Origin of the sequence: Cytobacillus sp. SAFR-174 (assembly GCF_051964675.1) — a bacterium.
GTDB lineage: Bacteria > Bacillota > Bacilli > Bacillales > Cytobacillaceae > Cytobacillus.
Map to the genome: position 1 here is coordinate 24,430 of NZ_JBQCMZ010000028.1, position 25,805 is coordinate 50,234.

25 protein-coding genes and 1 other RNA gene are annotated in these 25,805 nt (G+C 40.7%); 15 read left to right on the top strand and 11 right to left on the bottom strand.

Annotated elements, in window-relative coordinates; all coding sequences use genetic code 11:
• Window positions 1-23: 23 nt before the first annotated feature.
• Window positions 24-2,720 carry a PBP1A family penicillin-binding protein gene (locus ACTHRG_RS21175; RefSeq protein ID WP_440231902.1) on the bottom strand — a complete coding sequence of 899 codons (2,697 nt, stop codon included), beginning with the start codon at window positions 2,718-2,720 and terminating at the stop codon, window positions 24-26.
• A gap of 40 nt (window positions 2,721-2,760) precedes the next feature.
• Complete coding sequence (gene recU, locus ACTHRG_RS21180) at window positions 2,761-3,372, bottom strand: Holliday junction resolvase RecU (RefSeq protein WP_440231903.1); 612 nt, start codon at window positions 3,370-3,372, stop codon at window positions 2,761-2,763.
• Between the two features lie 178 nt (window positions 3,373-3,550).
• Here recU and ACTHRG_RS21185 point away from each other — a divergent pair, with 178 nt between their 5' ends.
• The 3 genes from ACTHRG_RS21185 to ACTHRG_RS21195 all read left to right on the top strand — a co-directional run bounded on the left by ACTHRG_RS21185 (window position 3,551) and on the right by ACTHRG_RS21195 (window position 5,726).
• Window positions 3,551-4,543 carry a DUF2515 domain-containing protein gene (locus ACTHRG_RS21185; RefSeq protein ID WP_440231904.1) on the top strand — a complete coding sequence of 331 codons (993 nt, stop codon included), beginning with the start codon at window positions 3,551-3,553 and terminating at the stop codon, window positions 4,541-4,543.
• A 470-nt stretch (window positions 4,544-5,013) separates the two neighbouring features.
• A complete protein-coding gene (locus ACTHRG_RS21190; protein ID WP_440231905.1) occupies window positions 5,014-5,277 on the top strand; it encodes a hypothetical protein in 264 nt (87 codons plus the stop codon).
• A gap of 71 nt (window positions 5,278-5,348) precedes the next feature.
• Window positions 5,349-5,726, top strand: a complete 378-nt coding sequence (locus tag ACTHRG_RS21195; protein ID WP_076260566.1) for a YppE family protein — start codon at window positions 5,349-5,351, stop codon at window positions 5,724-5,726.
• A gap of 26 nt (window positions 5,727-5,752) precedes the next feature.
• On the opposite strand, the gene ACTHRG_RS21200 is transcribed toward ACTHRG_RS21195, so the two are convergent.
• Window positions 5,753-5,968 carry a YppF family protein gene (locus ACTHRG_RS21200; protein WP_061792775.1) on the bottom strand — a complete coding sequence of 72 codons (216 nt, stop codon included), beginning with the start codon at window positions 5,966-5,968 and terminating at the stop codon, window positions 5,753-5,755.
• A gap of 318 nt (window positions 5,969-6,286) precedes the next feature.
• Here ACTHRG_RS21200 and ACTHRG_RS21205 point away from each other — a divergent pair, with 318 nt between their 5' ends.
• From ACTHRG_RS21205 to ACTHRG_RS21215, 3 genes are all read left to right on the top strand, one after another.
• Window positions 6,287-6,856, top strand: a complete 570-nt coding sequence (locus ACTHRG_RS21205) for a YppG family protein (RefSeq protein WP_083675396.1) — start codon at window positions 6,287-6,289, stop codon at window positions 6,854-6,856.
• 204 nt (window positions 6,857-7,060) lie between these two features.
• Window positions 7,061-7,924: an ABC transporter permease subunit gene (locus tag ACTHRG_RS21210; RefSeq protein WP_076260569.1), complete on the top strand. Its 864-nt coding sequence runs from the start codon at window positions 7,061-7,063 to the stop codon at window positions 7,922-7,924.
• On the top strand, window positions 7,917-10,325 hold the full coding sequence (locus ACTHRG_RS21215) for an ABC transporter permease subunit (RefSeq protein ID WP_440231908.1): 2,409 nt from the start codon (window positions 7,917-7,919) through the stop codon (window positions 10,323-10,325). The genes ACTHRG_RS21210 and ACTHRG_RS21215 overlap by 8 nt, the downstream gene beginning before the upstream one ends.
• A gap of 93 nt (window positions 10,326-10,418) precedes the next feature.
• Here the strand turns inward: ACTHRG_RS21215 and ACTHRG_RS21220 are convergent, their stop codons facing one another.
• The 4 genes from ACTHRG_RS21220 to ACTHRG_RS21235 all read right to left on the bottom strand — a co-directional run bounded on the left by ACTHRG_RS21220 (window position 10,419) and on the right by ACTHRG_RS21235 (window position 13,605).
• Complete coding sequence (locus ACTHRG_RS21220) at window positions 10,419-10,883, bottom strand: Hsp20 family protein (protein WP_048008335.1); 465 nt, start codon at window positions 10,881-10,883, stop codon at window positions 10,419-10,421.
• 111 nt (window positions 10,884-10,994) lie between these two features.
• The gene (locus ACTHRG_RS21225; RefSeq protein ID WP_076260575.1) at window positions 10,995-11,687 is read right to left on the bottom strand and encodes a Crp/Fnr family transcriptional regulator; all 693 of its coding nucleotides are present in this window, start codon (window positions 11,685-11,687) and stop codon (window positions 10,995-10,997) included.
• Window positions 11,688-11,788: 101 nt separating this feature from the next.
• Window positions 11,789-12,706 (bottom strand): ABC transporter permease subunit, encoded by a 918-nt coding sequence (locus ACTHRG_RS21230; protein WP_076260578.1) that lies wholly within the window; start codon window positions 12,704-12,706, stop codon window positions 11,789-11,791.
• 5 nt (window positions 12,707-12,711) lie between these two features.
• Window positions 12,712-13,605 (bottom strand): ABC transporter permease subunit, encoded by an 894-nt coding sequence (locus tag ACTHRG_RS21235; protein WP_076260581.1) that lies wholly within the window; start codon window positions 13,603-13,605, stop codon window positions 12,712-12,714.
• 200 nt (window positions 13,606-13,805) lie between these two features.
• On the opposite strand from ACTHRG_RS21235, the gene ACTHRG_RS21240 reads away from it, so the two are divergent.
• From ACTHRG_RS21240 to ACTHRG_RS21280, 9 genes are all read left to right on the top strand, one after another.
• A complete protein-coding gene (locus ACTHRG_RS21240; RefSeq protein ID WP_076260583.1) occupies window positions 13,806-16,106 on the top strand; it encodes a DEAD/DEAH box helicase in 2,301 nt (766 codons plus the stop codon).
• Window positions 16,096-17,361: a ribonuclease H-like domain-containing protein gene (locus ACTHRG_RS21245; RefSeq protein ID WP_076260585.1), complete on the top strand. Its 1,266-nt coding sequence runs from the start codon at window positions 16,096-16,098 to the stop codon at window positions 17,359-17,361. Before ACTHRG_RS21240 ends, ACTHRG_RS21245 begins: the two co-directional genes overlap by 11 nt.
• A 318-nt stretch (window positions 17,362-17,679) precedes the next feature.
• Complete coding sequence (locus ACTHRG_RS21250) at window positions 17,680-18,063, top strand: CotD family spore coat protein (protein WP_076260588.1); 384 nt, start codon at window positions 17,680-17,682, stop codon at window positions 18,061-18,063.
• Window positions 18,064-18,140: 77 nt separating this feature from the next.
• Window positions 18,141-18,710: a DUF1273 domain-containing protein gene (locus ACTHRG_RS21255; protein ID WP_076260591.1), complete on the top strand. Its 570-nt coding sequence runs from the start codon at window positions 18,141-18,143 to the stop codon at window positions 18,708-18,710.
• Between the two features lie 80 nt (window positions 18,711-18,790).
• On the top strand, window positions 18,791-19,090 hold the full coding sequence (gene gpsB, locus ACTHRG_RS21260) for a cell division regulator GpsB (protein ID WP_048008342.1): 300 nt from the start codon (window positions 18,791-18,793) through the stop codon (window positions 19,088-19,090).
• 81 nt (window positions 19,091-19,171) lie between these two features.
• Window positions 19,172-19,560: RNase P RNA component class B (gene rnpB / locus ACTHRG_RS21265), an RNA gene on the top strand.
• A gap of 202 nt (window positions 19,561-19,762) precedes the next feature.
• Window positions 19,763-20,902, top strand: a complete 1,140-nt coding sequence (locus tag ACTHRG_RS21270; RefSeq protein WP_076260594.1) for a THUMP domain-containing class I SAM-dependent RNA methyltransferase — start codon at window positions 19,763-19,765, stop codon at window positions 20,900-20,902.
• A gap of 72 nt (window positions 20,903-20,974) precedes the next feature.
• Window positions 20,975-21,142 carry a hypothetical protein gene (locus ACTHRG_RS21275; protein WP_175609136.1) on the top strand — a complete coding sequence of 56 codons (168 nt, stop codon included), beginning with the start codon at window positions 20,975-20,977 and terminating at the stop codon, window positions 21,140-21,142.
• Window positions 21,143-21,545: 403 nt separating this feature from the next.
• Entirely contained in the window at window positions 21,546-23,474 is a 1,929-nt protein-coding gene (locus tag ACTHRG_RS21280; protein WP_076260597.1) for an ATP-dependent DNA helicase, read from the top strand.
• Between the two features lie 35 nt (window positions 23,475-23,509).
• Here ACTHRG_RS21280 and ACTHRG_RS21285 read toward each other — a convergent pair whose 3' ends face one another.
• From ACTHRG_RS21285 to ACTHRG_RS21300, 4 genes are all read right to left on the bottom strand, one after another.
• Window positions 23,510-23,809 carry a metal-sulfur cluster assembly factor gene (locus ACTHRG_RS21285; protein ID WP_076260599.1) on the bottom strand — a complete coding sequence of 100 codons (300 nt, stop codon included), beginning with the start codon at window positions 23,807-23,809 and terminating at the stop codon, window positions 23,510-23,512.
• A gap of 11 nt (window positions 23,810-23,820) precedes the next feature.
• Complete coding sequence (locus ACTHRG_RS21290) at window positions 23,821-24,948, bottom strand: hypothetical protein (protein ID WP_286149021.1); 1,128 nt, start codon at window positions 24,946-24,948, stop codon at window positions 23,821-23,823.
• Window positions 24,949-25,075: 127 nt separating this feature from the next.
• Window positions 25,076-25,282 carry a DUF2249 domain-containing protein gene (locus tag ACTHRG_RS21295; RefSeq protein WP_076260609.1) on the bottom strand — a complete coding sequence of 69 codons (207 nt, stop codon included), beginning with the start codon at window positions 25,280-25,282 and terminating at the stop codon, window positions 25,076-25,078.
• On the bottom strand, window positions 25,279-25,521 hold the full coding sequence (locus tag ACTHRG_RS21300; RefSeq protein WP_440231917.1) for a DUF2249 domain-containing protein: 243 nt from the start codon (window positions 25,519-25,521) through the stop codon (window positions 25,279-25,281). Before ACTHRG_RS21300 ends, ACTHRG_RS21295 begins: the two co-directional genes overlap by 4 nt.
• Window positions 25,522-25,805: the final 284 nt, after the last annotated feature.

The window sequence follows — 25,805 nt, forward strand, 5'->3', positions numbered from 1 at the left end:
AGCGCTTTTTTCATTAGCTTTATTTAATTACGGCCGCCATTGGATTCAGATCCGTTGCCGGAAGCTCCTCCGGTGTCACCGCCAGTTCCAGTCCCTGCTCCAGTTCCCGTTCCTTCTCCAGTTCCAGTATCGCCTTCTCCGGAACCTTCATCATCACCGTCGCCGTTTCCGGCTCCTTCACCATCTCCAGAGCCATCTCCGGAACCTTCACCATTACCATTTCCAGAACCTTCACCATTACCATTCCCAGAACCGTCGCCATCCTGGTCTCCGTCCTGGTCGCCTTCACCATTTTGGTTGTCTTGACCTTCCTGTTCTTCTTCCGTTCCATCCTGCCCTTCACCTTCCGTTTCATCTTCTTCGATGAGGCTTGGATCAGGGATTTCTACTTTTACAGACGCAGGATCACTTTGCTGGTCACCGTTAAATGCTGTTACTTTAAAGGTATACACAGCCCCTGGCTGAGGGTTGGCAATTTTTAAGCCTTTTTCTGAAGTAACGCTGAGCTGCTGATCTCCGCCTTCATTAACGGATACAGTCACTTCAAATTGAGTGCCTTCTGCGTCTTCAGGGTAATCCCATGATAATGTGATCTCATTTGCCTCCTGGTCAAAGTTCGCTGACAGGCCAGAAGGGGAGTCCAGTTTATCAAATTTCTCAGACACTTGAGTCGGAGCATTGCCTTTCACAGCGTACTCATAAATGATTTGCTCCTTAGGTGTGTACTGGCTTGCCAGTTTGGCAGGATTGCTGCCTTTTTCAATGGCTACCTTCTCCACAGAGTTAGGGGCCTTGAAGTCTTCGGTTTCTTTTCCTTCTGATACATGTGCCATTAAGCTGCTGAAAAGCTTTTGCGCAATTTTTTGCTCATCTCCGGCCGGGATATAATTTTTTCTATCCTGATAGCCGGTCCAGACAGCTGCTGTATAGTTAGTTGTATAGCCTGCAAACCAGGCATCAGGCACGGCACCTCGAGGTATTCCAAATTCCTGTTCCTGTTCATCTGTATAGTTTGTAGTCCCTGTTTTCCCTGCTACAGGCAATCCTGGAACATCAGCCAGACGGCCGGTTCCGTAAGAAGATTTAACTACACTTTTCAGCATATCACTGATCATAAATGCTGTATAATCCTTCATCACTACTTCAGATTCAGGTTTCAAATCAAGCTTCGTGCCGTCACGCATTTCAATTTGCTTGATGGCATGTGGCTCAGTATAGAAGCCATTGTTTCCAAATGCACTGTATGCACCGGCTACCTGAAGAGAAGAAACCTCATAAGCGCCGATAGAATAGGACTCATACATCTCTTTCATTGGAATGCCTAATTTATTGGTGAATTCCAATGCTTTATCAGTCCCGACTTCCTGAAGTGTTTTCAGAGCCGGAATATTGCGTGAGCGGGCAAGGGCCTCACGCATGGACATAGGACCCATGTGCTTTCCATCCCAGTTATTGATTTTTGTACCTCCGGAATATGTGTGAGGTTCATCAACAATTGTATGGTAAGTGCCCCATTTTAGATATTCAATTGCTGGTCCATAATCGACAATTGGTTTAAAGGTTGAACCGGCATGTCTTTTTTGATCCACGGCAAAGTTAAAGCCGCGTTTTACTTCCTGATTGCGTCCTCCGCCGATTGCTCTGATTTCACCAGTTTTTGTATCCAGCAGGGTGATTCCCGCCTGGAACTCTTCATCAGGATAGGCTACGGCTGCATCCGTATTTAGTATGTTTTCAACATGCTTCTGTGCATTCGGATCCAGTGTCGTATAAATTTTCAGGCCATCAGAATACGGATTTAAATCTGGATATTTTTCTTCCACTTCATCTAATACAACGTCAATGAAAGAATCATATTTTGATTCGTTTGTTTCTCTTTTTTCTTCAGCCACAAGAGTAGATTCCACAGGGACCTTTTGGGCTGCTTCCATTTCTTCTTTTGAAATGAAACCATGCTGATTCATCAGTGAAAGGACAATATTTCTCCTTTTCTCTGCTTTGTCAGGATGATCAAAAGGATTGTAATTGTTCGGGCTTTGCGGCATGCCGGCTAGAAGGGCGGCCTCATGAAGCTCCAGCTCACTAAGTTCCTTATCGAAGAAAATTTTCGATGCCGTTAAAACGCCATGGCCTTCAGACATATAAATCTTATTGACATACATTTCAAAGATTTCCTGTTTTGTATACTTGCGTTCAAGCTGGAAGGCAAGCCAGGCTTCCTGGGCTTTCCTGCTAAGCGTTTTTTCATTATTCAGGAAGGAGTTCTTTACCACCTGCTGGGTAATCGTACTTGCCCCTTCAGAACCAAATCCGCGCGTAACATTTGCGATAACAGCACCGCCTAAACGGATTAAGTCCATTCCATTATGTTTATAAAAGCGGACATCCTCAGTTGCTAAAAAGGCGTCTTCCACAAGTTTTGGAATGTCTTCATATGCGACATAATCCCGGTTTTCCGAGCCTACATCTGTAATGAATTCGCCCTCCATATCGTAAATCTGTGAAGAAATGGGATCCTTCAGCAATTTTTCATCAAGCTTTGGTGCGTCTTTCACCATAAAAGCAAAAGCGCCTGCTCCTAAGAGCATTCCAGCAATTCCGAGGGCAATTAAAATAAGGAAAATACGTTTAAAAGTGCCTGTGCCTTTTTTCTTGCCCTTCTTTTTAGGCTTGGATTGCTGTTTGCGGCGCTCCTCCCTTGATTGATATTTTTCTGTCATATCTATGTTCATCCTTTCTGACAATGGAACTGTAAATTAATTATTTAAGGGTATAAAGATAATCTATTATCTTAATATAGTCAATTCTGGGCTGAAATCCAAGCGGAATGTAATGGCCATTCATTTCAATTTCATCCTTGGTGATTGATTTTCTCCCCCCATCCTTCATTCTCTCCCAATATGAGAGCAGATGATGTGCCTCTAACAGGAAAACTTCTTCGGTAGCCGAGAAGCGGAGGAGGACAAAACAAATCCCTTTCTGGGCTAAAACTTTCTCCATGTGCTTTACCTGGTGCTCATGAAAATTTTTTAAAGGGAAGGAGGTCGTGTTCTGGGTTTCTTTTGCTTCAAAATCAATATATCTGCCTTTATACACACCATTATAATCAGTTGTTGATGCTTGTTTGAAATAAGCTTCTTTAATAACAGCTGCACTTCTCTTTGGATAATCGACCTGTACGATTTGAACAGGCGTGGGCTTTTTATGAATAGTGGCTATTCCATGTTCCAAATAGAATTCATTGGTTTCATTTATATCTTCCTCCAGTGTCATTCCGCGATTGCTGTATGTCCATTTCTTCTCTGGAGCCAGTTTTTTGGCGCTATTAGCAGGCGGGGTATATCTCCTGCCATTAGGATAGTGGAAATTCATGCGTTCACCTCATTTTCAGCTACTCCCTATGATAACAAAAGTACGCGTGATTTGGTTGAATAAAAAGTTCTAAATAACAAAGTATATAGGAAACTCCAGTTAAGCAGTATTTTCCAGTTTTACCCGGATGCTGCCTGACGCCTAAATATAGAACATTCATTTTCTGAGGTGAATTGCGGTGTTTCTTTCTGGGAAATTCCTGAATAGACATGAAAAAAAGGAACAGGCAATAAAGGATCATATTATGAAAATGACAGCCAAATATAACATGGACAATATCTCGAGAACGGAAGCTTATTTTCAAATTTACAAAAAGCATCCTGAAATACGCTGGGCGTTCCTGGCCTCCATGGTATCCCGTAATGCCGGCTGGAATATGTGCGATCTTGAAGGAAACTGTTTTCCTAAATTGATAGGAAAGAAATTCAGGGATATGCTTTATATTACATATGAAAGGGCTAATTGGCTTATTTTTCAGGATGCATTTCCCCAACTGCTCCTCTATCATTATTCGACGAAACTAAATAGGCCAATGTTTCATTTATTAAAAACTTTTCATGTATCGGCCTTTATGGAAAAGGAGTGGCTTTATTTCTGGAAAAATAGAAATAAAAAGAGGTTAATGATTTCACTGATTATCAACGAACAAAATGTTATTCAAGAGCCTGTAATGGAGCACTCTATTTATAAAAATAAAGTTTTTCATACATTGCTTTTTTCCTTTCAGGATTATCTTCATTTTAGTTCAGTCATCTTCCCTACTTGTAAAGGAGAATTATACGGGGCGAGTGTTAATGGTTTCCGCTCGGTGTCCAAAAGAATTGATCTTGGAAAACGGCTGGCAGAAATATTATTTGACACAAGTTATTATGACGACGTGTATGAATTTGCTTTACGCACGGTTCATACTGGTTCAAGGCATGATTATGAGAAATACTTTAATGGAAGAAAACGGAGAACTACTCCTTTCTTACGCTGTACATACCCAATAATCACTCATCACATACATCAATTTACTGATTGGTCTGTCAAAAAACGCATAAAGAGTAAATGGACATCAGAATCGGTTGTCCTAAAACATCCCGTCCATATTACAAAATGGTATTTGCATAAACAGGACCAGCTTCACAAAGCTGCCAAGCTGGGGAAAATATTTCTCTCAATTTGCTAACAGAATAAAACTGCAAACAAAAAAGCAAGGGTTCCCTTGCTTTTTTAGTGTCTGCATCCAGCCCCAGTGCCTGCCCCCCTCGAGATCAGAAGCCAATCCGCTTCCGCTTTTGTTCTGTTAAGTTGAAGGGCGGTCAGGACCTTCAAGCTTCTTATTGCCATAGCCTGCTTTTGTTTCTTCCAGCTTTTTTGGCTGAACTTTATTTTGTTTTTCTTTTTTTGCCATAACATAACACCTCCGTTCATTAGTTTGTTCAATGATATAATTTTCATTCTTCGGAGGCTGTCGAAACCTTGCCGCTTCTATGCAAATAAGTACTTTCTTTGGCGAATCACTTCTAGTTTTGTCATGCGTGGAGGAAACCTTCAGGGAAGATAGAATTTATGTAGGCACAAAGCAAATTTTCACTGTATCCTTCATTGTATTTATGGCAGATGGCAAGGAGAAAAAGAAATCGGGAGGTTTTTTGAATGCAGGGAAAAATGGTAGAAAAAAATGAATTGCTGGCCATGCTTTCAGAAATATACGATCAGCTTGAAGAGCTTGAAAATGTACTGGAATCTAATTTGTCGGGACTTCGGCAGGAGTGGTATTATGAACAGTCAGAAAAAATAGAGGCTTGTGAAAGCAGGCTCGAAGTGATTGAAGAAGATATGACGGCAATCAGGTCTGAGGCAGACAGTATAGAGAGCGCAAAAAGATCAGCACGTATGAAGCTTGAACTCGGCTTCTAAGTCGAATAGAATAGCAGTATCCTTCAGTAGCTAAAATTGACTAGCTACTTTTATTTTTGGAGATGAAGCCCATGGTAAATGAACATTCCCTGCTGCAAATGACAGAACTGCTGCTTGAATATGTGGAGATCTCGGACAGCAGGTATAAAAAGGTTAAGGAATCAGGTGAAAAGGGTGATTTTTATAATGAAGTCAAACCTTTTGCTGATGAGGTTAAATCCATAAATGACCGATGGAAAGAAGAAGCTCGGGAGTGGGTTAGCATTCATAAACCACGAAATCTTTATTCACAGCAGATTGAATCTGCTTCGGAACATATTGAAATGGTTTCCATTCAGGCGTTTTTTCCTGAAACAAGCAGAACCAGATTCATTAATTATGTTAATTCGGCTGTGTATGTGTTAAAGCAGTTGATAATATTGTTAAATGATGAAAAAAAGGGAACCTGAATCAGGCTCCCTTTTTCATTGATTTCTTATGCATTTACTGAATCCTGGAGGGTATTATCTTTGTAGCTTTCTGGAACGGCCGCTCCTTGAGCTTCGAGCTCACGAACGAGATTTCGATAATCTGTACTGGAAATTTCATTATGGATATAGGCCTTTTTAGCAAAATCCAATAATTCATTAACATTTTCAGGAGTATACTCCCGCAGCTGATGAAACTTCATTTGTAGTTCGTGAACATTCATGATATTGCCTCCTCTAGAATAGATTCGCGGAGAAATTTCTTCCCCGCATCCCGGTAAATGAAAAAGCGGACAAGAAACAATTTGTTTTTTATATCCTAACATGAAAATTTATTTTTCATCGTTTTTAAAAAAATCAAACTTCCGACATCTTTCATCATAGTTAGACAAAAACGGAAAGCGCTTCCTTTTTTACTCATTTTTTACTCCTTTCACATTCTGGGCAAATCATTCATATATTGTAATGGTGATAATACGAAGGCTACTGCCTGATAGTATCGCTAATATACTTATCTTATTGAATGGGGAGGATGTTTGCCCATGTTTGGCCGAGTAATGAATAGAACGAGCCATATACAGCCATACGGCCATTTAAATCAAAATGTATACTTTGATCCATTTTATATGGGGAACAATGGCCAATATTATATGAGGCAGCAGCCATTGCATAATTATAACCAAGCTGCCGAACAGTATAATCCTTATTATTCGCCTTTTAATATGGAATACCAGCAGCCGCAGCAAATGACAGGAATGCCGCAGAGTTTTCCGCACCAGCCCTATCCGCAGCAAAATTTTGATCCCGGATATTACTCACATACAGGATCAAAAAATGCAGGTATTTTTCAGAATCCGCTAGAATCTGAAGATTATTATGGAAATCAGCCAAGCAAGCCAGCAGCTCCGCAAATGCCATACATGAATCCATATCCAAAGCAATCCTTCATTCCAAAACAGCCATCTGGCGTGCAAAGCATTATGAATTCATTTAAAGCCCAGGATGGATCACTGGATCTCAATAAAATGGTGGACACAGCAGGCCAGATGATGTCTGCAGTCACGCAGGTATCATCCATGGTTAAAGGAATTGGCGGAATATTTAAAGCTTAAGGGATCATGGCCGCACAGGCCTTTTTTTTATGTTTTAAAAAATCAGACTTGAAAAAAGATTAAATATATTTAAAAATAGAATAGCCGGTCTATTTTTAAAGGTATATAGGAAATATTCTCTATGAGAATTTAATTGCAGATTGACAAAATTTAGGTAAAAGTGAAAAAATAAAAAATGACTCTTAGTCATAAAGGGGGGGTACTATGGTTCGTGCTGTGCAGCAAATTTTTATTATATTTGTATTAATCTTATTTCTAGCAGCTCTGCCAAAAATTATATCTGTTGATCCATTGAGCGGGAGTCTGCTATGGAGCTTCGAAAGTCTGCCGCATATTTATGGAGATTTTATTTCTGAAATAAGCAAGGGCAGCCTTGGTACCTATGAGCTTGGGATGCAGACACGTCCTATAGCCGGGGACATTGCTGATAACTTTTTGACCAGTCTCCTGATCGTATTGATTGCTGTAAATGCATCCTTAATTATAAGTCTGATTTTCGGGGTATTTATCAGCCGCTTCAGGCTTACTAAGCTTTTTGGGGCATTCATGAATATTCTTGCGGCCATACCTGACTTTATCATCATAGTGATGTCTATGATTCTTGCCGTTAAAATATATAAAATGACCGGTATCAGAGTGATTTCACTCAGGCCGGATGGAGGAGCCCTTAACACCTGGTTTCCCACAGTGCTTGCAGCGATTGCCCCGACACTATATTTATTTAAGCTCGTGTCGGTCAAATATTATCAGACAAGCGGGGAGGACTACATTAAGACTGCAGTTGCTAAAGGAATGGGCTTAAATTACATAAACTTTCAGCACGTCTTCAAAAATTTAGAGCCATTTATCAAATCCGAACTGGTCAAAGTGATTTCCCTGGCTATTGGCAATCTCTTTATTATTGAACATATTATGAATGTTTCCGGCATAACAAAATTTATTTTTCAGAGCAGCGGGGTTCAGCCGATCGCAATTGGCTTGTTTGCCATGCTTTTGATTTCTTTAATTGTCTATATTTCTAACAGACTCATATTCTATCTGTTTAAACGGGGTTTTATCTATGAATAAGCTGCTAAAAATAAATTACTCCTTAATTATCGGAATTGTTATGGTTACCGGCTTGCTTTTTCTTAGCATATTCGGGCCTATTCTTGCACCGCATTCATTAACTTCGATTTTAGAAACACAATATACAAACGGGAAGGTTCTGGCACCGCCACTGGAGCCTTTTGAATCATCCTCCTATCCGCTGGGTACTGATAAATGGGGCTATGATATTTTATCCATGATTTTATATGGATTAAGATACACTGTTTTTATTGCAGCTGCTGTGACAGTTATAAAAATGGCATTTGGAACAATCATCGGTTTGTATGCGGGCACCTTGAGAAGGACGCCAGGCTGGCTGATTGCTTTCGAAAATGCATGGAGCTATGTACCTCTGTTTCTGATCCTGTATTTTTTCCTTGCACCAATAAGTTTCAACAGTACTCTTAAGCAAAATGTGTTAATTGCCTATTTTATTGTCATTGCGTCAGTCATCAGCATTCCAAGCATTGTATCTTCTGTAAGGCTTAAAACCGCACAGTTATATAAGTCTGTATATGTTGAAGCTGCAAAAGCCCTGGGGGCCGGAAAACACCGTCTGATCTGGAAGCATATTTTTCCCCAGTTAAAGGAAACGTTCCTTGTAATGTTTATACTTGAAATTGTGTACGTCATCGCCCTTATGGGCCAGCTGGCACTTTTAAATATCTTTGTCGGCGGAACCATTATGAGATATGACCCCATAATCTACCTGTCAGCAACAAAGGAGCTGGCGGGATTGGTTGGTCAGGCAAGATTAAATATTTATGGCAATACCCATATATTAATTGCACCATTAGCGGTCCTTTTGCTTGCAACTGTGTCTTTCAGTCTGCTGGCAAATGGACTGAAGAACCGCTTTCAATCAAACTATCAGCGTACTCCCTGGATTAAGACCGGGCATGAGCCATTAATACAGCCTTCCAGAAAACAATATAGCAGAAAAAAGAATTTCTGGTCATTCTCCGGCCCTAAAGCAGGCTTCGCTGCATTAGTGATTGCTTTTGCAGGTGCAGGTGTCTATGTTGTGGCTGCAAAGGATTCAAAAACAGGTGTCCAAAGCGGCAGTAAGGCGGATTATAAAATTGATCTGGAAATGAACGGTGAAGGCTATTTCACTGCTAATGCAAATATTCAGTTGAAAAACCAATCAGATAATAACTGGAATGAGCTTGTCTTTTATTTCATTCCGAACGTTTTTAAAGAGGGACATTCATTTGATTCTGTTGAAGGATCGTCTGAAGCGAAGATCGAAAAAGTGACAGTGAATGGGCAAAAAGCTTCTTTTAAGCTGGATGGTGATACGCTGACAATAAACTTAAAACCTGAAATGAAAGATAAAAGCAGACATGAGGTGGAGATCCAATATGGATTTACAGTCCCAGAGGGAGGCAGCCGTTTTTCAAATGTAGGTACAAATTATTATCTTGCTCAATGGTACCCAATGGCTGCAGTCTATCAAAAAGGCAAATGGAACAAAGAGCCTTATATGGAGGGGCTGGAAACATTTCATACAGGCTTCTCAGATTTCAAAGTTTCCTATAAGCTGCCTGAAGGCTATTCCCTGGCTTCCACAGCAGAAATAGATCCGGCAAAAGGAAAAAATGAGGGGACAGTTAAAGCCAAAAGGGTCAGGGATTTCTTCATTGCAGTCATGAAGGATATGAAAGTGTATGAAACGGAAGCGCAAGACGGTGTAAAGGTCAGACTATTTTCAAAAGGTAATCATGACAAAAACCCGGAAGCATCGTTAACACTGGCTAAAAAAGCACTATCTTTCTATCAGAATAAAATTGGAGATTACCCGCATGAGCAGCTTGATATTGTTTTGGATGAAGGGCAATTCATGGAATATCCCGGTATAGTCACTATAAATCCTTATATTGATGATAAAAGGTTTTATGATATTTCTATTGTCCATGAAATTGCTCATCAGTATTTTTATGGAGCAGTAGCTAATGACCCATACAACAATGCGTGGATTGATGAAGGAATCACTGAATTTGCCACCTCTATGTACTTCTATGCAGGACAAAATCAAGCTGAACAGCAGGCATTTGGCATCTCCCATTATCGGATGGAGGCAATCGAGGAAGCTGGTTTAGGCAGGCAATATTCAAATGTGCCGGTTAATGAGGTAAAGCATACAGGATATATTTATGGCCAGCCTGCACTGGAGATTTTACAAATGATTCAGGAAAAGTATACCTTGAAAGGGGAGACTCCTAAGGATGTGGGGATGCAGTTCCTGTCCGATTATTATCAGAAATTCCGCTATAAAGAGGTCGATACGAAGGAGTTTATATCCTTCACAAAGGATTATTTCAGTGTTCCGACCGGCTATTTCAATAATTGGATTGATACATCTAAACTGAACAGTTAAGACCAGCTTAGATAACCCAAACAAAAACAAGCAGGCATGATACTGCTTGTTTTTGTTTAACCAGACTTTATAAAAGCAGGATTGCAGTCAGAATCAGTTCTCATCGATCAGGATTCTTTTTCCCTGCTGCTTAGGTACTGTAATTTGCAAAAGGCCATTTTGGTAAACCGCTTTTACTTTCTTTTCATTAACTGGCTGTGGAAGCGGAATTGTCCGGCTGGAACGCTGCATGCTTTGCTGCCTGCGGAAAATTTTGTTTTTTTCATCTTCTTCCGTTATCATCTCAGAGGATTTAACTGAAATGGTTATATAATTATCCAGGATATCAATCTGTATTTGCTCTTTATTTATTCCCGGAAGTTCCGCACTAATGATGTGTTCCTTTTCAGTTTCAGCAACATCAACATGGAAGGAAGAAGAAGCCGGGAAGGGGTTTTTAAAGAAATCATCCATTGTCTGCAGAAATCCTCTGCCAGGTTTTTCATGGAAAAGCTGATTCATTGATCTCATCAAATCCCCAAATGGTTCGTTTCGATCCTTTTTCTTTGGATCCTCCATATCCATCCATCCCCTCTCAAACAGGATTTTTCAACATATCGTATGCCGCCTATTGGGTGGATGTTCCTGTTGGTTAATCAGGAAAAAGAAAAAACCGCATCTAGTGCGGTTTTAAAACATTGTCTCTAATAGCTGATCAGGGTTTATGATTAAATGTCCATCCTGGTCTGTTTCAATTAACATTTCTTTTTTCATTTTGGTTAGAGTCCTGCTGACCGTTTCCCTTGTGGTGCCGATCATATTGGCAAGGTCTTTATTGGTAAAGTCCCCTTTTAGAACAAAGCTGCCGTTTTCAAGCTTTTTTCCATGCATTTTGGCTAGCCGGATAAGCAATTTAATGATTTGCTCATAAGTATTGTTTAAAATTTGCGATTCCAGGCGCTCCTGCAGGTCGACAATCTTTTCGCCAAGGACTTTAAACACCTTAATACATAACTCCGGATTTTCAATAAGCACCTTTTCAAATTGCGAAATAGGCACAACTACGAGCTGAGCATTTTCCAGCACCTCGGAATAAGCCGGGTACCCGCCTTTTCTGAAGAATCCCACGTGAGGGAACATCTCGCCTTTTGCCAGGATGGCAACTATCTGTTCTTTTCCATTAATATCACTTCTATAAATCTTAACTCTGCCGTTGTTAATAAAATAAACATTATCCAGCGGGTCGTCCTGCAGAAAAACATGACTTCCTTTTTTCCATTCCCGTGATATGGATATCTCAACTACTTTATCCAGTTCTTCGCTGTTCAGCTCTTTAAAAAGAGAGAACTGGGAGAGAACTGCCTTAATTTCTTCTGCTTTCATAATCCACCTCTTGCTTCTGTCCTATTAAGCTTATTGTAACAAAAAACATTAATAACGTTTATATTAAGAAAAGCTTATTTTAATAATCCCGGCTGTGATATCTAAATATATCGGACCTTCCTGGTGAAAAATGATTTTAATCCCTCCGCGAATATATTGAAGGTTAAGATAGCATAGGTCATGGCAAATGCCGAGAAAAAAGGAATCCAAATTGGGCCTCTTATATCCTCAAAGGCTTTAATCATCATCATTGGCCAAGAAATCGAATTATTGACCAATTGCCAATCTCCTGTCATGGATTGAACAAAATCCTGCGAAATAAAAATGCCGACAAACCCTAATTGACCAAGCAGAAACATGACTTTTCCAAGATCAGTAACCATATAAACAAGAAGCTTACTATATAGAAGAGGAAGATAGTATATTCTGAAAAGCCTGTAAGGTGATGCTCCGGCAGCAATCCCTCCATATATATACTCTTTAGATGAAATCTGATCGAATTCCAGCTTTATCATTTCAGCAGCACGGGGCATTTCTGCCAGAGCAATAATAAGGAGCAGGAATAAGGGGCGGTATTCACTCAGCAAAAATGGCGGAAGCATGGCAAGAAGCATGACGATGATGATGGTTGGAATATATGACAGCAGTCCATTCAGCCATTTAAGCAAAAGGTGTGTACCCAGCCATTTTTTGTGTGCAAGAAAGGAGAGCGGAATGGCCAGTACATACCGAAGGACAGTTATACAGGCAACAAGCAAAATGGTTTCTCTTGCCCCCAGGATAATCAGGCTTAGCAAATCCCTTCCGCTTTTGTCAGTGCCGAATATGTAATCCTCTGATGGCGGATAAGGCGGTATAACTGGCTTCTTATCCTCATTTAGGATGTATGTAATCGTTGTTAGCTCACGGTCAACAAAAGGAAGATATGGTCCGGCAAACGTGATTGCCAGCAATAGCAGCAGCAAAAAGGTTCCTAAGCAAAATAAAGCATGTTTCTTGATCCAAGATAAAAATCGCATTTCCCTCACACCCTTTCCTTTTGGACGAGCCATATTTTTGCTGTCTGTGAAAGGATAATTGTTAAAAACATGATGAAGAGGAAGGGAAGCATCAGGGACAGTGCCTTCATTTCATCATTAGATGATATGCTGAATAGAAGTTCCTTGCCTGCCCCATTATAGCCTGCCAGCTTTTCAATGATTGGGAGACTGGATAGGATATAGAGCATCACCAGCTGCGCCTGGTTCATAATGGGGGACCAGCAATTCCAGAGCATGTGAAGAAGTGCTTTAAAGTCGCCAAGCCCTTTTGCATATGCTGTGCGCACATACTCTTCGCCCATTTCATTTTCAAGAGCAGCCGATGTAAAACGGGACATGTGCAGAAATGGAAATAGGGATAATGAAATGAGCGGCAATAAAAAGCTATACCAATTTTCATGTCCATATAGCTTAAAGTGCGGAAGTCCATGCTGCATCATCAGAATGAATAGATACTGAATGGCAATAAACAGAAAAAAATCGGGTATGGAAGAAAACATCCAGGAAAGAAAATTCTGCAGCTTCCCGGTGAATTTTGTTCTCCGGTAAAATTGGACAGCACCCATTAATGTGCCAAGAAGCATGCTGACAATGAAAGCAGGCAGAACAATTTTTAAGCTGCGCGCAACGAATATTCCAGCTTCTTCACTAACGGGGCGTCCGGTGCGGGCTTCCCCTAATCCTTTTTCAGTTAAGATATGGCCAGTGAAATCTTCTATTCTTTCCAGATATAGTTCAAAGCTGAAGGGGTAATCTGCTTCAATATGAAAGGCCGATAAAAAGGTTACTTCCTTTTCTCTTGGAAGAAAAAGAATCAGGATAAATCCAATGACAATTAACATAAATACACCTGTTGATTTTAAAATGCTTTGCAGCATGACTTCACCTCATTTGAGAAAAAATGGATATATTACATTCTCTTATATTTAGAACTTTCAGTCAATTTTTCTTTGAATCTGAAAGAGTAAAGACTTAAAGGCTTAATAGAAATTTTTCCATAAAAAGTTAATAGAAATTAAGAGTTTGCTCTGTTAGAACGAACGTTTATTCGATAGAATAGGAAGATGAGGTGAAATAGATGAAAGTGCGAAAAAATTTGCCTGAAATCATGAAACAGCTTATATCTGAACAGCAATATAAAGAGAATATTGTCCATTGGCACACAATAGAAGAAAAAGAGGCTAAAACTGCGAGCCTTCCGGAAAACATTCATCCATCCTTAAAGGATGCACTGCAAAAAAGGGGCATTTCAAGGCTTTATACACATCAGAAAACATCTTATCAGACAGCCATGAATGGGGACAGTCTGGTAGCTGTTACTCCAACGGCTTCTGGAAAAACGCTTTGCTACAACCTTCCAGTCCTGCAGACGATCGTAAATGATCCGGATGCAAGGGCGCTTTATATGTTTCCCACAAAAGCATTGGCTCAGGACCAAAAAAGCGAAATCAATGAAATCATCCAGGAGTCCGGATTGGATATAAATTCCTATACATATGACGGGGATACACCGGCAAACATTCGGCAAAAAGTTCGCAGGGCCGGGCATGTGGTTATTACAAATCCGGACATGCTTCACTCGGCAATATTGCCTCATCATACAAAGTGGGTATCCTTGTTTGAAAATTTAAAGTATGTGGTCATAGATGAACTTCATATTTACAGAGGGGTATTTGGCAGTCATGTAGCAAATGTTATTCGCCGCCTTAGACGCATTTGCCGTTTTTATGGCAGCGACCCCATTTTTATCTGTACATCTGCAACAATAGCCAATCCTCTGGAGCTGGCAGAAAAGCTTACTGAAAAGCCGATGAAACTCGTGGATAATAACGGAGCTCCAAGCGGGAAGAAACATTTTGTATTTTATAATCCTCCAATCGTCAATAAACCGCTGAATATCAGAAGAAGTGCAACTCTCGAAGCGAGAAAGCTCGCAGGAGAACTTCTGAAAAATAAAATCCAGACCATTGTATTTGCAAGAAGCAGGGTCAGAGTCGAAATCCTGCTGACTTACCTCCAGGAGCTTGTCAAACATAAACTGGGGCCTAAAGCTATTCGGGGTTATAGAGGCGGTTATTTGCCAACCCAGAGACGGGAAATTGAAAAAGGACTGCGTTCAGGGGAGATCTATGGAGTTGTCAGCACAAATGCCCTTGAACTGGGAGTGGATATCGGACAGCTGCAGGTTTGTGTCATGACCGGATATCCCGGTACCATTGCCAGCTCATGGCAGCAGGCTGGACGTGCAGGCAGAAGGCATGGTGAATCGCTTGTCATTATGGTGGCAAGCTCCAGTCCGCTGGATCAATATGTTATTCAAAATCCTGATTACTTTTTTAATAAAAGTCCTGAAACAGCCAGAATAAACCCGGATAACCTTATTATTCTGGTTGATCATATCAAATGTGCAGCCTATGAGCTCCCTTTCAATGCCGGGGAACGTTTTGGCACTTTTGAAACCGAAGAGGTATTGGAATATCTGGCGGAGGAGAGGGTGCTTCATCAGAACGGAGACAAATTTTATTGGATGAAAGATTCATTTCCTGCCCACAACATCAGTCTTCGTTCAGCATCACAGGAGAATGTTATCATAATTGATCAGTCAGATATTGCGAATGTAAAAGTAATTGGTGAAATGGACCGCTTTTCCGCTATGACCCTTCTCCACGATGAGGCAATCTATCTTCATCAGGGAACCCAGTTTCAGGTGGAAATGCTTGATTGGGAAGAGAAGAAGGCATTTGTCCGGGAAGTGGATGTGGACTATTTTACCGATGCTAATCTGGCAGTAGAGCTCAAAGTGCTTGAGCAGGATAAAATCAGGTCGTCATCCATTGGAGATATTGGCTATGGGGATGTCAGTGTTGTAGCAATGGCAACAATATTTAAAAAAGTTAAGTTTGAAACACATGAAAATATCGGATCCGGTCCAATAACACTTCCTGAAGAAGAGCTCCATACAAGCTCAACCTGGCTTTCGTTTAACCGGGAATCCTTGAATTATAAACAGGACCGGCTTGAACAGGGACTCATTGGAACAGCACATGCCCTTAAGCATATTGTGCCGTTATTTGTTATGTGCGATCCTCAGGACGTTCATGTTGTCCCGCAAGTGAAAGCTGCCCATAATGAAAAGCCGACAATCTTTTTCTATGACAGGTATCCTGGCGGTGTAGGGTTAAGTGAGAAAATTTTCGGGGGAATCGAACATATCATGCACGAAACGATGGAAATGGTCAGCAGATGTGCATGTGACCATGGCTGTCCTTCCTGCATAGGAACAGATACCTCATCAGAAACGGCCAAAAAAGACGTACTCAGGATTCTCGGCTCTTTTAAAAATGGCGTTAATAGCGCAGGTGATAGAATTGTCCATTAAAAACAAGCTGAACAGGCTTAAGGGCCATCTTGGGACAGATAACGATAAACAGCCTTCATCCGTCCCAAAACATGAGAATAAGGCCGATGTTCCTTTTAAAGAAGTATGGACTAAAGAAGGTGTTTATCCGTATTACTTTGAAGACTCTTACTGTCTTGTAAGGGAAAAAGAATACAGCCTTGATTACAAGCATGGAATCTATACTTTTGGACAGTTTACAGCAGCGGTGGATGCCTGGAATTCTTCCGGCCTGAGACATCCGCTGTCTGCATCCGGTCACGGGCCGGAAAATCTTTTCTTTTTTGATACAGAGACAACCGGATTGGGCGGAGGGACTGGCAATACTATCTTCCTTCTTGGCCAAGCCAGCCTGCAGGGAAGCAAAATAAAGCTGAAACAGCATATTCTCCCTCAGCCGGGTGCTGAGATAGCTTTATATAAAAGTTTTTTGGAAAGCATTGATTATTCAACAATGGTCACATATAACGGGAAAGCTTTCGACTGGCCGCAGGTTAAAACGAGACATACCCTGTTAAGGGAGCATGTTCCAAAACTGCCGCCGTTTGGACATTTTGATTTATATCATGCTGCTAGAAGAATGTGGAAGCACAAGCTTGAAAGAATAAAGCTTGCTGCAGTGGAGAAAGATGTTCTGGGGATTGAAAGAAAAGATGATATTCCAGGGTTTCTGGCACCAATGATTTATTTTGATTTTATTGAAAGAAAAGATCCTGAAGGCATGCTGGGAATCATAAAGCATAATGAAATTGATATCCTATCCCTGATAAGCCTGTATACACATCTTTCTTTCCAGATTCTGCAGCTGGATGAAAGACAGACATCCCGTGAGGTTTATGAAGTGGGAAGGTGGCTTTCCACACTGGGTGAATCTTCACAGGCAGCAAGTGCCTTCAATAAAATATCTGCAGGAGAGTCATCTGAAGCTTTGAATGCCAGGTTTGCATTAGCTTTTGAGCATAAGAAACATAAAAATTGGGAAGAGGCAGCAAAATTATGGAAGGATATTGCTGAAAAAGGTTTGACCAATATGAAGGTAATATCTTGCATTGAACTGGCCAAGATCTACGAGCATCGAATAAAGGATATTAGCCAGGCTATAATCTATTCAAATAAAGCGTTAAACCTGCTGGAAGCAGATAACGGAATAGAAAAACTGAAAATAAAACAGGAAGATGTGCACCGGCGAATTGTACGGCTTGAACGAAAATTTAATCAAGCTAATATCTCCTTGTAACATAATTTTAATATACCAGACAAAAAAATCCACTATTTCCTAGTTGTATGTACTTCTTCTAACAGTTAAAATTATAACTTGTGTGGTACTTTTTTAGGAATTTTATATAGTGAGGCTGGTAAAAGATGTATAAAGCAATCTTATTTTTATTCTTCCTTGTAATTTTCACTACTGCAATCGTTTTCTCCAATTTAAAAGACAGTTTCTACAGTATGCTCTAAGGCTAGTACCTATAAAATAGGTGTTTTCATTAGTACAAGATTACTCTTTCTAACATAGGTTGTTAATGTAAAAACAATTTCGAAAGGGGATCTTTACATGTATTGCAGACCGAGACCTTCGCAGGTTATGCCTGCTGTTGTTCATCCGACAAAGTGCTGTGTAACTCATTCGTTCCAGAACATTGTGGTTCCGCACATTCATCCTACACATCATACTCATGTAAACCACATTAACTATGAGAATCAGCACTCTTTCCCGCAAACGCAGTCAAATGTTAACCAGGTTACACAATCAAATGTGAATATGGGACCAAGACCTGGCGTGGCAGGTGCATATAGCCCAGGTATGGGGATGGGACCAGGAATGGGAATGGGACCAGGAATGGGAATGGGACCAGGATATGGCGGACCTGGAACTGGCGTAGCTGGAGCATCAACAGGAATGGGTCCAAAACAAGGGCCTGGCTTTTCAGGCAGATAATAAACAAGGGCTTTATGCCCTTGTTTTATTTATATAACTGGCTATTCCCTGCCAGATTTCTTTAAGGAGTTTTGCAATTGACAAAAGTAGCAGTTATTTCAGGGTACAAGCCTTTTGAAGTAGGGATATTTAAAAATGATAACCCTGCTGTCGGCTATATCAAAACCGCAATCAGAAAAAGCCTGCTTTCTTTGATGGATGACGGTCTGGAATGGGTAATCATCAGCGGGCAGCTTGGTGCAGAACTTTGGGCAGCTGAAGTTGTTTATAATCTTCAGCTTGAAGGATACGAAGACCTGAAGCTTGCAGTCATTACTCCCTTTTTAGATCAGGAAGCTTCCTGGAATGATGCCAACAAAGAATGGTATGAATCTATATTGGCTCAGGCAGATTTTGTTGATTCAGTCACAAAAAAACCATATGAAAGTCCGCAGCAGTTCAGATTAAAAAATCATTTTTTGATCAGTAAAAGTGATGTTCTGCTGCTGTTTTATGATATGGAAAAAGAGGGAAGCCCTAAGTATCTGTATGAAACCGCAAAAAAATATCAGGAAGAAAATGAATATGATATTAGACTAATCACCTTTTATGATTTACAATTGATTGTAGAAGAAGAACAATTCTCTCAGAGAGACACATTTGAATAATGCTCAGATAAATTGACAAATGTACATATCTCTGGAAAAATAGTATTAATTATGATTGCCGATATACTGAGGTGAGTGTCATGCTATCCGATAAAATTAAATTAACTGCAAAAGATATTTTGGAAAAAGAGTTTAAGACAGCCATGAGAGGCTACAAGCCTGAAGATGTCGATAAGTTTTTAGATTTGGTCATTAAAGACTACGAGGCATTCCATCAGGAAATTGAAGATCTGCAGCTGGAAAATATGAAGCTGAAAAAACAGGTTGAGGAAGCTTCACGCAGACCGGCAGCACAAACTGCTGGAACAACCAATTTTGACATCCTAAAAAGATTATCAAATCTGGAAAAACACGTTTTTGGCAGTAAATTGTATGATTGACAGTATTTATCGGACTTTCCAATTTAAAACCATTGCTATTCCATCACAGATTACATATAATATTCTTTGTGATCATTAATAGCGTTCGGGTAATCGCTGCAATATATCTTATATTGTAGAGGAAAGTCCATGCTCGCACAGGCTGAGATGCCTGTAGTGTTCGTGCCTAGCGAATTCATAAGCTAGGGCAGTCGGAGCTGTCTCCGGCTGACGGCAGGGAAAATGCCTAAGTCCTTCGGGATATGGCATGAATACCTTGAAAGTGCCACAGTGACGTAGCCTTTTCAGAAATGAAAAGGGTGGAACGAGGTAAACCCCGCGAGCGAGAAACCCAAATGATGGTAGGGGCACTTTCCCTGAGGAAATGAACAACGGGAAGGACAGGCAGATGCCTGTAGATAGATGATTGCCACCTGAGTACGAGACATTTGTCGCTTGCAGTACTACGGTACAAAACATGGCTTACAGAACGTTATTAGTGAGACAGTATGAGTGTTATAAATTCAAGCTCTCCTTTTTGGGAGAGCTTTTTTACTTTGCTGCAGGCTGGTATATAATAATGATAACTTAGGCATTCATTGCGGGTAATCCTATAAACAGATATACTTTATTTGTTGATCCAGTTAGGGTATACATAATAGAAATAAGAATTAGGTTAGGGTGAAAATAAATATGTCTAAATACGATTTAATCGCCACTACGGCCATGGGCCTTGAGGCACTTGCTGCAAAAGAAGTGCGCGATCTTGGATATGAATGTGAAGTTGAAAACGGCAGAATAACCTTTAAAGGTGATGAAGCTGCAATTGTCCGGTCTAATTTATGGCTGAGAACAGCAGATCGGGTTCGCATTAAAGTAGGAGAATTCAAAGCAACTAGCTTTGACGAGCTTTTTGAAAAAACTAAAGCGCTGCCCTGGGAAAGGTATATGCCAGAAAACGCCGAATTCCCAGTATCAGGTAAATCTGTGAAGTCCAAGCTTTTTTCTGTTTCCGACTGTCAGGCGATTGTCAAGAAAGCAATCGTGGAACGCATGAGAACAAAGTATAATAAGACAGGCTGGCTTGAAGAAAATGGGCCCCTATTTAAAATAGAAGTCGCTCTTCATAAGGATGTAGCCCTTCTGACCATCGATGCCAGCGGAAGCGGCCTCCATAAACGGGGATATCGTGCAGGGCAGGGGGAGGCCCCGCTGAAGGAAACACTTGCAGCTGCATTGGTTATGCTGACAAATTGGAACCCTGATAAGCCATTTGCTGATCCCTTCTGCGGATCCGGGACTATCCCGATAGAAGCAGCATTAATCGGCCAGAATATTGCACCCGGTTTTAATCGTGAATTCATTTCGGAAGGATGGTCCTGGATTCCTGAAAAAGTTTGGGAAGATGCAAGAAATGAAGCTGAAGACCTGGCAAACTATGATCAGCCACTCGATATAACAGGTGCTGACATTGATCACAGGATGGTTAAGATTGCCGAAGAAAATGCTTTCGAAGCTGGACTGGGTGATTTGATCAACTTCAAACAAATGCAAGTGCGTGATTTTACGACTGCTAAGGAATATGGTGTCATTGTCGGGAATCCTCCATATGGGGAGCGCCTTGGTGAGAAGGCTGCGGTACAGCGAATGTATGCAGAGATGGGAAATGCCTTTGCTCCTCTTGACACGTGGTCCATTTATATCCTGACATCAGACGAGGAATTTGAGAATCACTATGGAAGAAAAGCAACTAAAAAACGCAAGCTCTTCAATGGTTTTATTCGTACAGACTATTATCAGTACTGGGGCAAAAGACCGCCGAGAAATAATTAGCAGCAAAAGCATAAAACCTCCTGAGACTGTATAGAATATATCTATCTGATTCTTTTTTCAGGAGGGGTGGCAATGAAACATTCCAGCATCGATTTCCATAAAATTTCCCAGGCGCTGAATGGAACACTTGAAGCAATTCACGGAGACGGTGATCCATCAGCAGAGGCACTGGAGAGTCTTAAAAACGCACAGGACGAACTTCAGCAGGCATTGTCATTTTCTATGTCACGTTTCAACTAGTCGTTTATAATGAGCAGGGGGCTGCCTTAAAGCACCCCTGTTTTTTTGATAAGGCTGTTTTCTCAAGGTTTGTTGCATTTTTTATATTATTTACTGAGTTGATTGGGGCTCAAGGTGCGAGATCCTCGAAAATGCATTCGCATTTTCTTCGTGCGGTGTTTACTCAAGGAAGCTTATTCAAAGTCCCGCGGTTCGCTGAGCATCCTGGAGCGGAAATCAACGGACAACATTGATAGGCGAAAACAACAGGTTTGGCGTTATATCTTGACAGTTACTGTATTTGAGATAAAATTATATGATGTTCATTTGATTATTAACACCTAATATATGAAATAATGATAGAACTGAATTCAGGAGCGTCTGGTTTTTAGGCGCTTTAACTTTTTAATTACGGAGGGGTAGCATGTCGAACCGGATGCCTTTTGCCGTATCCAAGAGCGAATCTTTTTATGAAAAGCTAAGTGAGTGGATCGGAGATGTTTTTTACGATATATTGCCTGAAGCAGGATTTGAAATTCGGGATGAGCAAATATTTATGGCTTTTCAGCTGGAGAAAGCATTTAAAGATAAAAGTGTTATTTTTGCTGAGGCAGGTGTAGGGACTGGGAAAACGATTGTTTACCTCTTATATGCAATCAGTTATGCAAGGTACATAAATAAACCTGCTATTATCGCCTGTGCGGATGAGACTTTAATCGAGCAGCTTGTGAAAAAAGAAGGTGATATTGCCAAGCTGGAAAAAGCATTAGGGTTAAATATTGATGTCAGACTGGCAAAATCACGCGATCAGTATTTATGCCTAAACAAGCTGGACAAGCTCGTAGCAAATGATGCTCATGATCACTATAATCGCATTTTTGATGATCTTCCGGATTTTGTTCAAACAGGCTCATCCATGCAAAAGTTTGAAAGATATGGTGACCGGAAAGATTACCCTGAATTGCCGGATGAGCATTGGACCAATGTCTCTTGGGATTCAATCCAGGACTGTTTCACTTGTGAGAAGCGTCACCGCTGCGGTCAAACTCTCCATAGGGAATATTACCGCAGCGCAAAAGACTTGATCATTTGTTCACACGATTTTTACATGGAACATATCTGGACAAAGGAATCGAGAAAACGGGAAGGGCAGCTGCCATTGCTTCCTGAGAGTTCTTGTGTGGTTTTTGATGAAGGCCATCTGCTGGAATATGCATCCCAAAAGGCTCTGACATATCGTTTTTCCGAGCAGATTCTGGAATCCCTCTTAACAAGGCTTATGGCGAATGATGTGCGTGAAAAAACGTTAAATATCATTGAAGATGCTATTTACCAGAATGAGCATTTCTTTCTGACATTGTCCATGTCTGCTTCGGGTGACACTGGTTCTGACAAGAAAACGATTGAAAAAACTGCAGATGTAATGAGAGAAGGCCGTAAACTGCAGGACTTGATCAATACACTTGAGGAAGAATTAGTATTTGAAAGCGAAATGTACGTGATTAATGAATATGACTTAAAAATTGTTGAAGAATATCTTGAGCAAATCGCATACTCACTTTCACTGTTCCTTAAGGAATTAAAAGGAATAACTTGGTTTGAAGAGAATAATGGGGAAAGAACCTTGGTTATCATGCCAAGAATGGTAGAAGATATTATGAGGGAAGAAGTATTTTCCCAGAAGAAGCCTTTTGTTTTCTCTTCAGCAACATTGTCTGAGAATAAATCCTTTGATTATATGGCAAAAAGCCTGGGAGTAGACGATTATTTATCCTTTACTGTTGAGTCCCCGTTCGACTATGAAGAAAATATGGTCATTCGCATGCCGGAATTTGCAGAGGAGTCATGCACAGCGAAAATGGAATACATTCTCGAACAAGTTAAGGCAACCGAAGGACGTGCTTTAGTATTATTCAACAGTTCTTCTGAGCTGGCAGAATTCAAAGCCTTTGCTTCAGGGAAAATAAGTGTACCGCTCTTTTTTGAAGGGGATGCAGAGATAAGCAGCCTCGTATCAAATTTCCAAAATGATGAGCATTCAGTACTCTGCTCTGTCCATTTATGGGAAGGTCTTGATATACCTGGGAGATCCCTGGAGAATGTGCTTATTTATGGCCTGCCATTTCCTCCACACGATCCGGTCTTTACAGCGAAAAGGGAAGGTTCGGCCAATCCTTTCAAAGAGGTTGATCTGCCATATATGATTCTGCGGTTAAGGCAGGGGATTGGGAGATTAATTAGAACACATGAAGACAAAGGGACCGTTCATATTCTGATGAATAAAAATGAAAATCCTGAAGTGCGCGAAATGATAAAAAGGGTTCTGCCTGCAGAGCCATCCGTAATAAGCTGAACGAAGGCAGTGCCCAAGAGGGCGCTGCCTTTCTTTTAACCTCTCAACAGCTGATTTGCTTCCGGTGTCATACGAGCAGGAGTCCAGGCAGGCTCCCAGACAAGGTTAACCTCTACATCTGAAAACAGCTCAAGATCTTCTATGCAATATTTAACTCCACTGACTATGCTGTCATGCAGCGGGCATCCAGGTGTTGTCAAAGTCATGGTAATAACCGCTTTGTCATCCTCTGGAATATTAATATCATAAATAAGGCCCAAATCAACCACGTTTATATTCAATTCGGGATCCATAACTCTTTTTAGATTGCTGAGGACTATTTCTTTTCGATTCATGTTAATTCCCCCTATTGTTTTATAACAGTAATAATCAAATAACAGAACACAATGCTTGCACCAACAGTTAAAATCTGGCCGGTTAGGAACAGGGCGGGCTGTTCATAGGCAATGGAGACTGTCGCACCAAGGATACCAAGAATGAAGGCGGAAAGAACCGGAATGGATGCCTTGTCATTCATCATATCTTTGAGAGAAGGCACACTCCGTTTGCCGATCTCTTTGCTGTATTTCCAGGTCCACCACAAGAATGGCACTATTTTAAACAGATAACCGAGAATGCTCAAGGCTACCCAGAGCATGAGGTATGCAAACACGAGATATCCCACTGTATTTTGAAAGTTTCCGATTAGTGAGTTTATGAATGCTCCAAGGTGGATTGAAAGCCCTGCAGGTATAGCGAGAAGAGCAAATCGGAATGAATAATCAAGCTTTTTCTTTACTCTTTTCTGCAGGATTTGCAGCATGTGCCAGGTGAAGAATGCAAATCCGCCAGCCAGGATCATTAAAGCTATAGTTAAAAGCGAATTATTCTTGGTGAAAAAAGAGATCAGAGCAGCTGCCAGCCCAATAGCATAAACCATAAACACATATTTGGCAGGCTTCATGCTGTATCCGTGGGACAAGGAAAACATGGGAACCATTTTATAGGAAAATCCAAAAATCAGAAGGGTAAACCAGCCTGCTGTTCCAAGCAGTATGTGGCTTTTAAAAACTGCCTGATAATGGCCGGAAATAAATCCGGTTTTCATGCTGAAGACCATAAGGATTCCCAATAGAATTGCAGACAGCAGGCTAATCAATGCAGTTCCTACGAAAAGAGTCAGTACATTGGGCTTTGCCTGCTGCCTTAAAGTCATGAACATTTGCAGCAGAAACATTAAGATGCCTGTTAATGTAATGAGCCCGGGCAGCATTGCACCCGCCGGATTATAAAATAAACTATGCGCGAAATATAATATCCCAAAGGCGGTTACAGTAAATTGTATAAATCCAAATCTTTCATTCCATATAGGGGTAAGAAAGGCCACCGGAACGAGCTGATACATAGCTCCCATTGCTGTCATCAGCGCCCAGCCCAATATAAACAAATGAGCCGCTGACCAAATGGCGGGTATACGAAATTGACTGTTAATCATGGATTCCCCTTGAAAAAGAATGAGCGCCATAGATCCTATTAAGCAGAGCAAGCTGAAAAGTATAAATGAAAAAGGAAGTTTGATATTGGTCTCATTTTTTGTATTGGCCAGCAATGCGATCACCTGCTTATTTTGTTATTTCTATTAAAAAGCTTCCGTCTTCCTGTTCGGCAGTTACATGCCTGCAGCCCATTTCGTCCAGCTGTTCATAAAGAAACATGGGCCTCCTGTCATTTATAATGGATAAGGTTTCTCCCTCTGGCAGATCTTCAAGAGCTGCCAGAGTTCTCATCATCGGCTGAGGCGGTTCCAGCCCTCGGTTATCCAGTTTCATTTTGACGCACCTCTCTTAGTAAAGATCACTTTCCAATGCTTCTTTTCAATTTCTTCAGCTTCATATTCAAACCCTTTAGCTTTTAATACTCCAAAGAGAGGGACGGGTTTAAACGGAGCATGAAGGATAAAAACATCATCGATATCGAGTTCAGCTATCGCCGACATGATTTTTTGAAATGGCTCCAATTTATTTTTTAAATCCTTTCTTACATCAAGTTCAATAACTTTGTTTTCCATTCTGATCTCTCCTTCGTTAACTGAAAATCACATGCCAGTGAGAATCGTTATTAATTACTTTAAGTTTATCAGCATGAGCTTTTCAAATAAGTGACATATATCATATTGCAAAGAACATTTTTTAAAATGCACAAATCAAATGGGACAAAAAAATCCGCGGATGCTTAATCTGCGGATTCCAGACTGTAGACAAACTCGATGAAAAAAGAGCTTGTCTGCAGTTTTTTTATTTAGCGTGTAATCGAGGCTGTTGATTTCCGTTCCAGGCGCTTCGCTTTCCTGCG

Bases quoted from the DNA above. Each gene is read 5' to 3' on its own strand.
- ACTHRG_RS21175 (WP_440231902.1), bottom strand. From the start codon at position 2,720: ATGACAGAAAAATATCAATCAAGGGAGGAGCGCCGCAAACAGCAATCC.
- recU (WP_440231903.1), bottom strand. From the start codon at position 3,372: ATGAATTTCCACTATCCTAATGGCAGGAGATATACCCCGCCTGCTAAT.
- ACTHRG_RS21190 (WP_440231905.1), top strand. From the start codon at position 5,014: ATGCAGGGAAAAATGGTAGAAAAAAATGAATTGCTGGCCATGCTTTCA.
- ACTHRG_RS21195 (WP_076260566.1), top strand. From the start codon at position 5,349: ATGGTAAATGAACATTCCCTGCTGCAAATGACAGAACTGCTGCTTGAA.
- ACTHRG_RS21200 (WP_061792775.1), bottom strand. From the start codon at position 5,968: ATGAATGTTCACGAACTACAAATGAAGTTTCATCAGCTGCGGGAGTAT.
- ACTHRG_RS21205 (WP_083675396.1), top strand. From the start codon at position 6,287: ATGTTTGGCCGAGTAATGAATAGAACGAGCCATATACAGCCATACGGC.
- ACTHRG_RS21210 (WP_076260569.1), top strand. From the start codon at position 7,061: ATGGTTCGTGCTGTGCAGCAAATTTTTATTATATTTGTATTAATCTTA.
- ACTHRG_RS21215 (WP_440231908.1), top strand. From the start codon at position 7,917: ATGAATAAGCTGCTAAAAATAAATTACTCCTTAATTATCGGAATTGTT.
- ACTHRG_RS21220 (WP_048008335.1), bottom strand. From the start codon at position 10,883: ATGGAGGATCCAAAGAAAAAGGATCGAAACGAACCATTTGGGGATTTG.
- ACTHRG_RS21225 (WP_076260575.1), bottom strand. From the start codon at position 11,687: ATGAAAGCAGAAGAAATTAAGGCAGTTCTCTCCCAGTTCTCTCTTTTT.
- ACTHRG_RS21230 (WP_076260578.1), bottom strand. From the start codon at position 12,706: ATGCGATTTTTATCTTGGATCAAGAAACATGCTTTATTTTGCTTAGGA.
- ACTHRG_RS21235 (WP_076260581.1), bottom strand. From the start codon at position 13,605: ATGCTGCAAAGCATTTTAAAATCAACAGGTGTATTTATGTTAATTGTC.
- ACTHRG_RS21240 (WP_076260583.1), top strand. From the start codon at position 13,806: ATGAAAGTGCGAAAAAATTTGCCTGAAATCATGAAACAGCTTATATCT.
- ACTHRG_RS21250 (WP_076260588.1), top strand. From the start codon at position 17,680: ATGTATTGCAGACCGAGACCTTCGCAGGTTATGCCTGCTGTTGTTCAT.
- gpsB (WP_048008342.1), top strand. From the start codon at position 18,791: ATGCTATCCGATAAAATTAAATTAACTGCAAAAGATATTTTGGAAAAA.
- ACTHRG_RS21270 (WP_076260594.1), top strand. From the start codon at position 19,763: ATGTCTAAATACGATTTAATCGCCACTACGGCCATGGGCCTTGAGGCA.
- ACTHRG_RS21275 (WP_175609136.1), top strand. From the start codon at position 20,975: ATGAAACATTCCAGCATCGATTTCCATAAAATTTCCCAGGCGCTGAAT.
- ACTHRG_RS21280 (WP_076260597.1), top strand. From the start codon at position 21,546: ATGTCGAACCGGATGCCTTTTGCCGTATCCAAGAGCGAATCTTTTTAT.
- ACTHRG_RS21285 (WP_076260599.1), bottom strand. From the start codon at position 23,809: ATGAATCGAAAAGAAATAGTCCTCAGCAATCTAAAAAGAGTTATGGAT.
- ACTHRG_RS21290 (WP_286149021.1), bottom strand. From the start codon at position 24,948: ATGATTAACAGTCAATTTCGTATACCCGCCATTTGGTCAGCGGCTCAT.
- ACTHRG_RS21295 (WP_076260609.1), bottom strand. From the start codon at position 25,282: ATGAAACTGGATAACCGAGGGCTGGAACCGCCTCAGCCGATGATGAGA.
- ACTHRG_RS21300 (WP_440231917.1), bottom strand. From the start codon at position 25,521: ATGGAAAACAAAGTTATTGAACTTGATGTAAGAAAGGATTTAAAAAAT.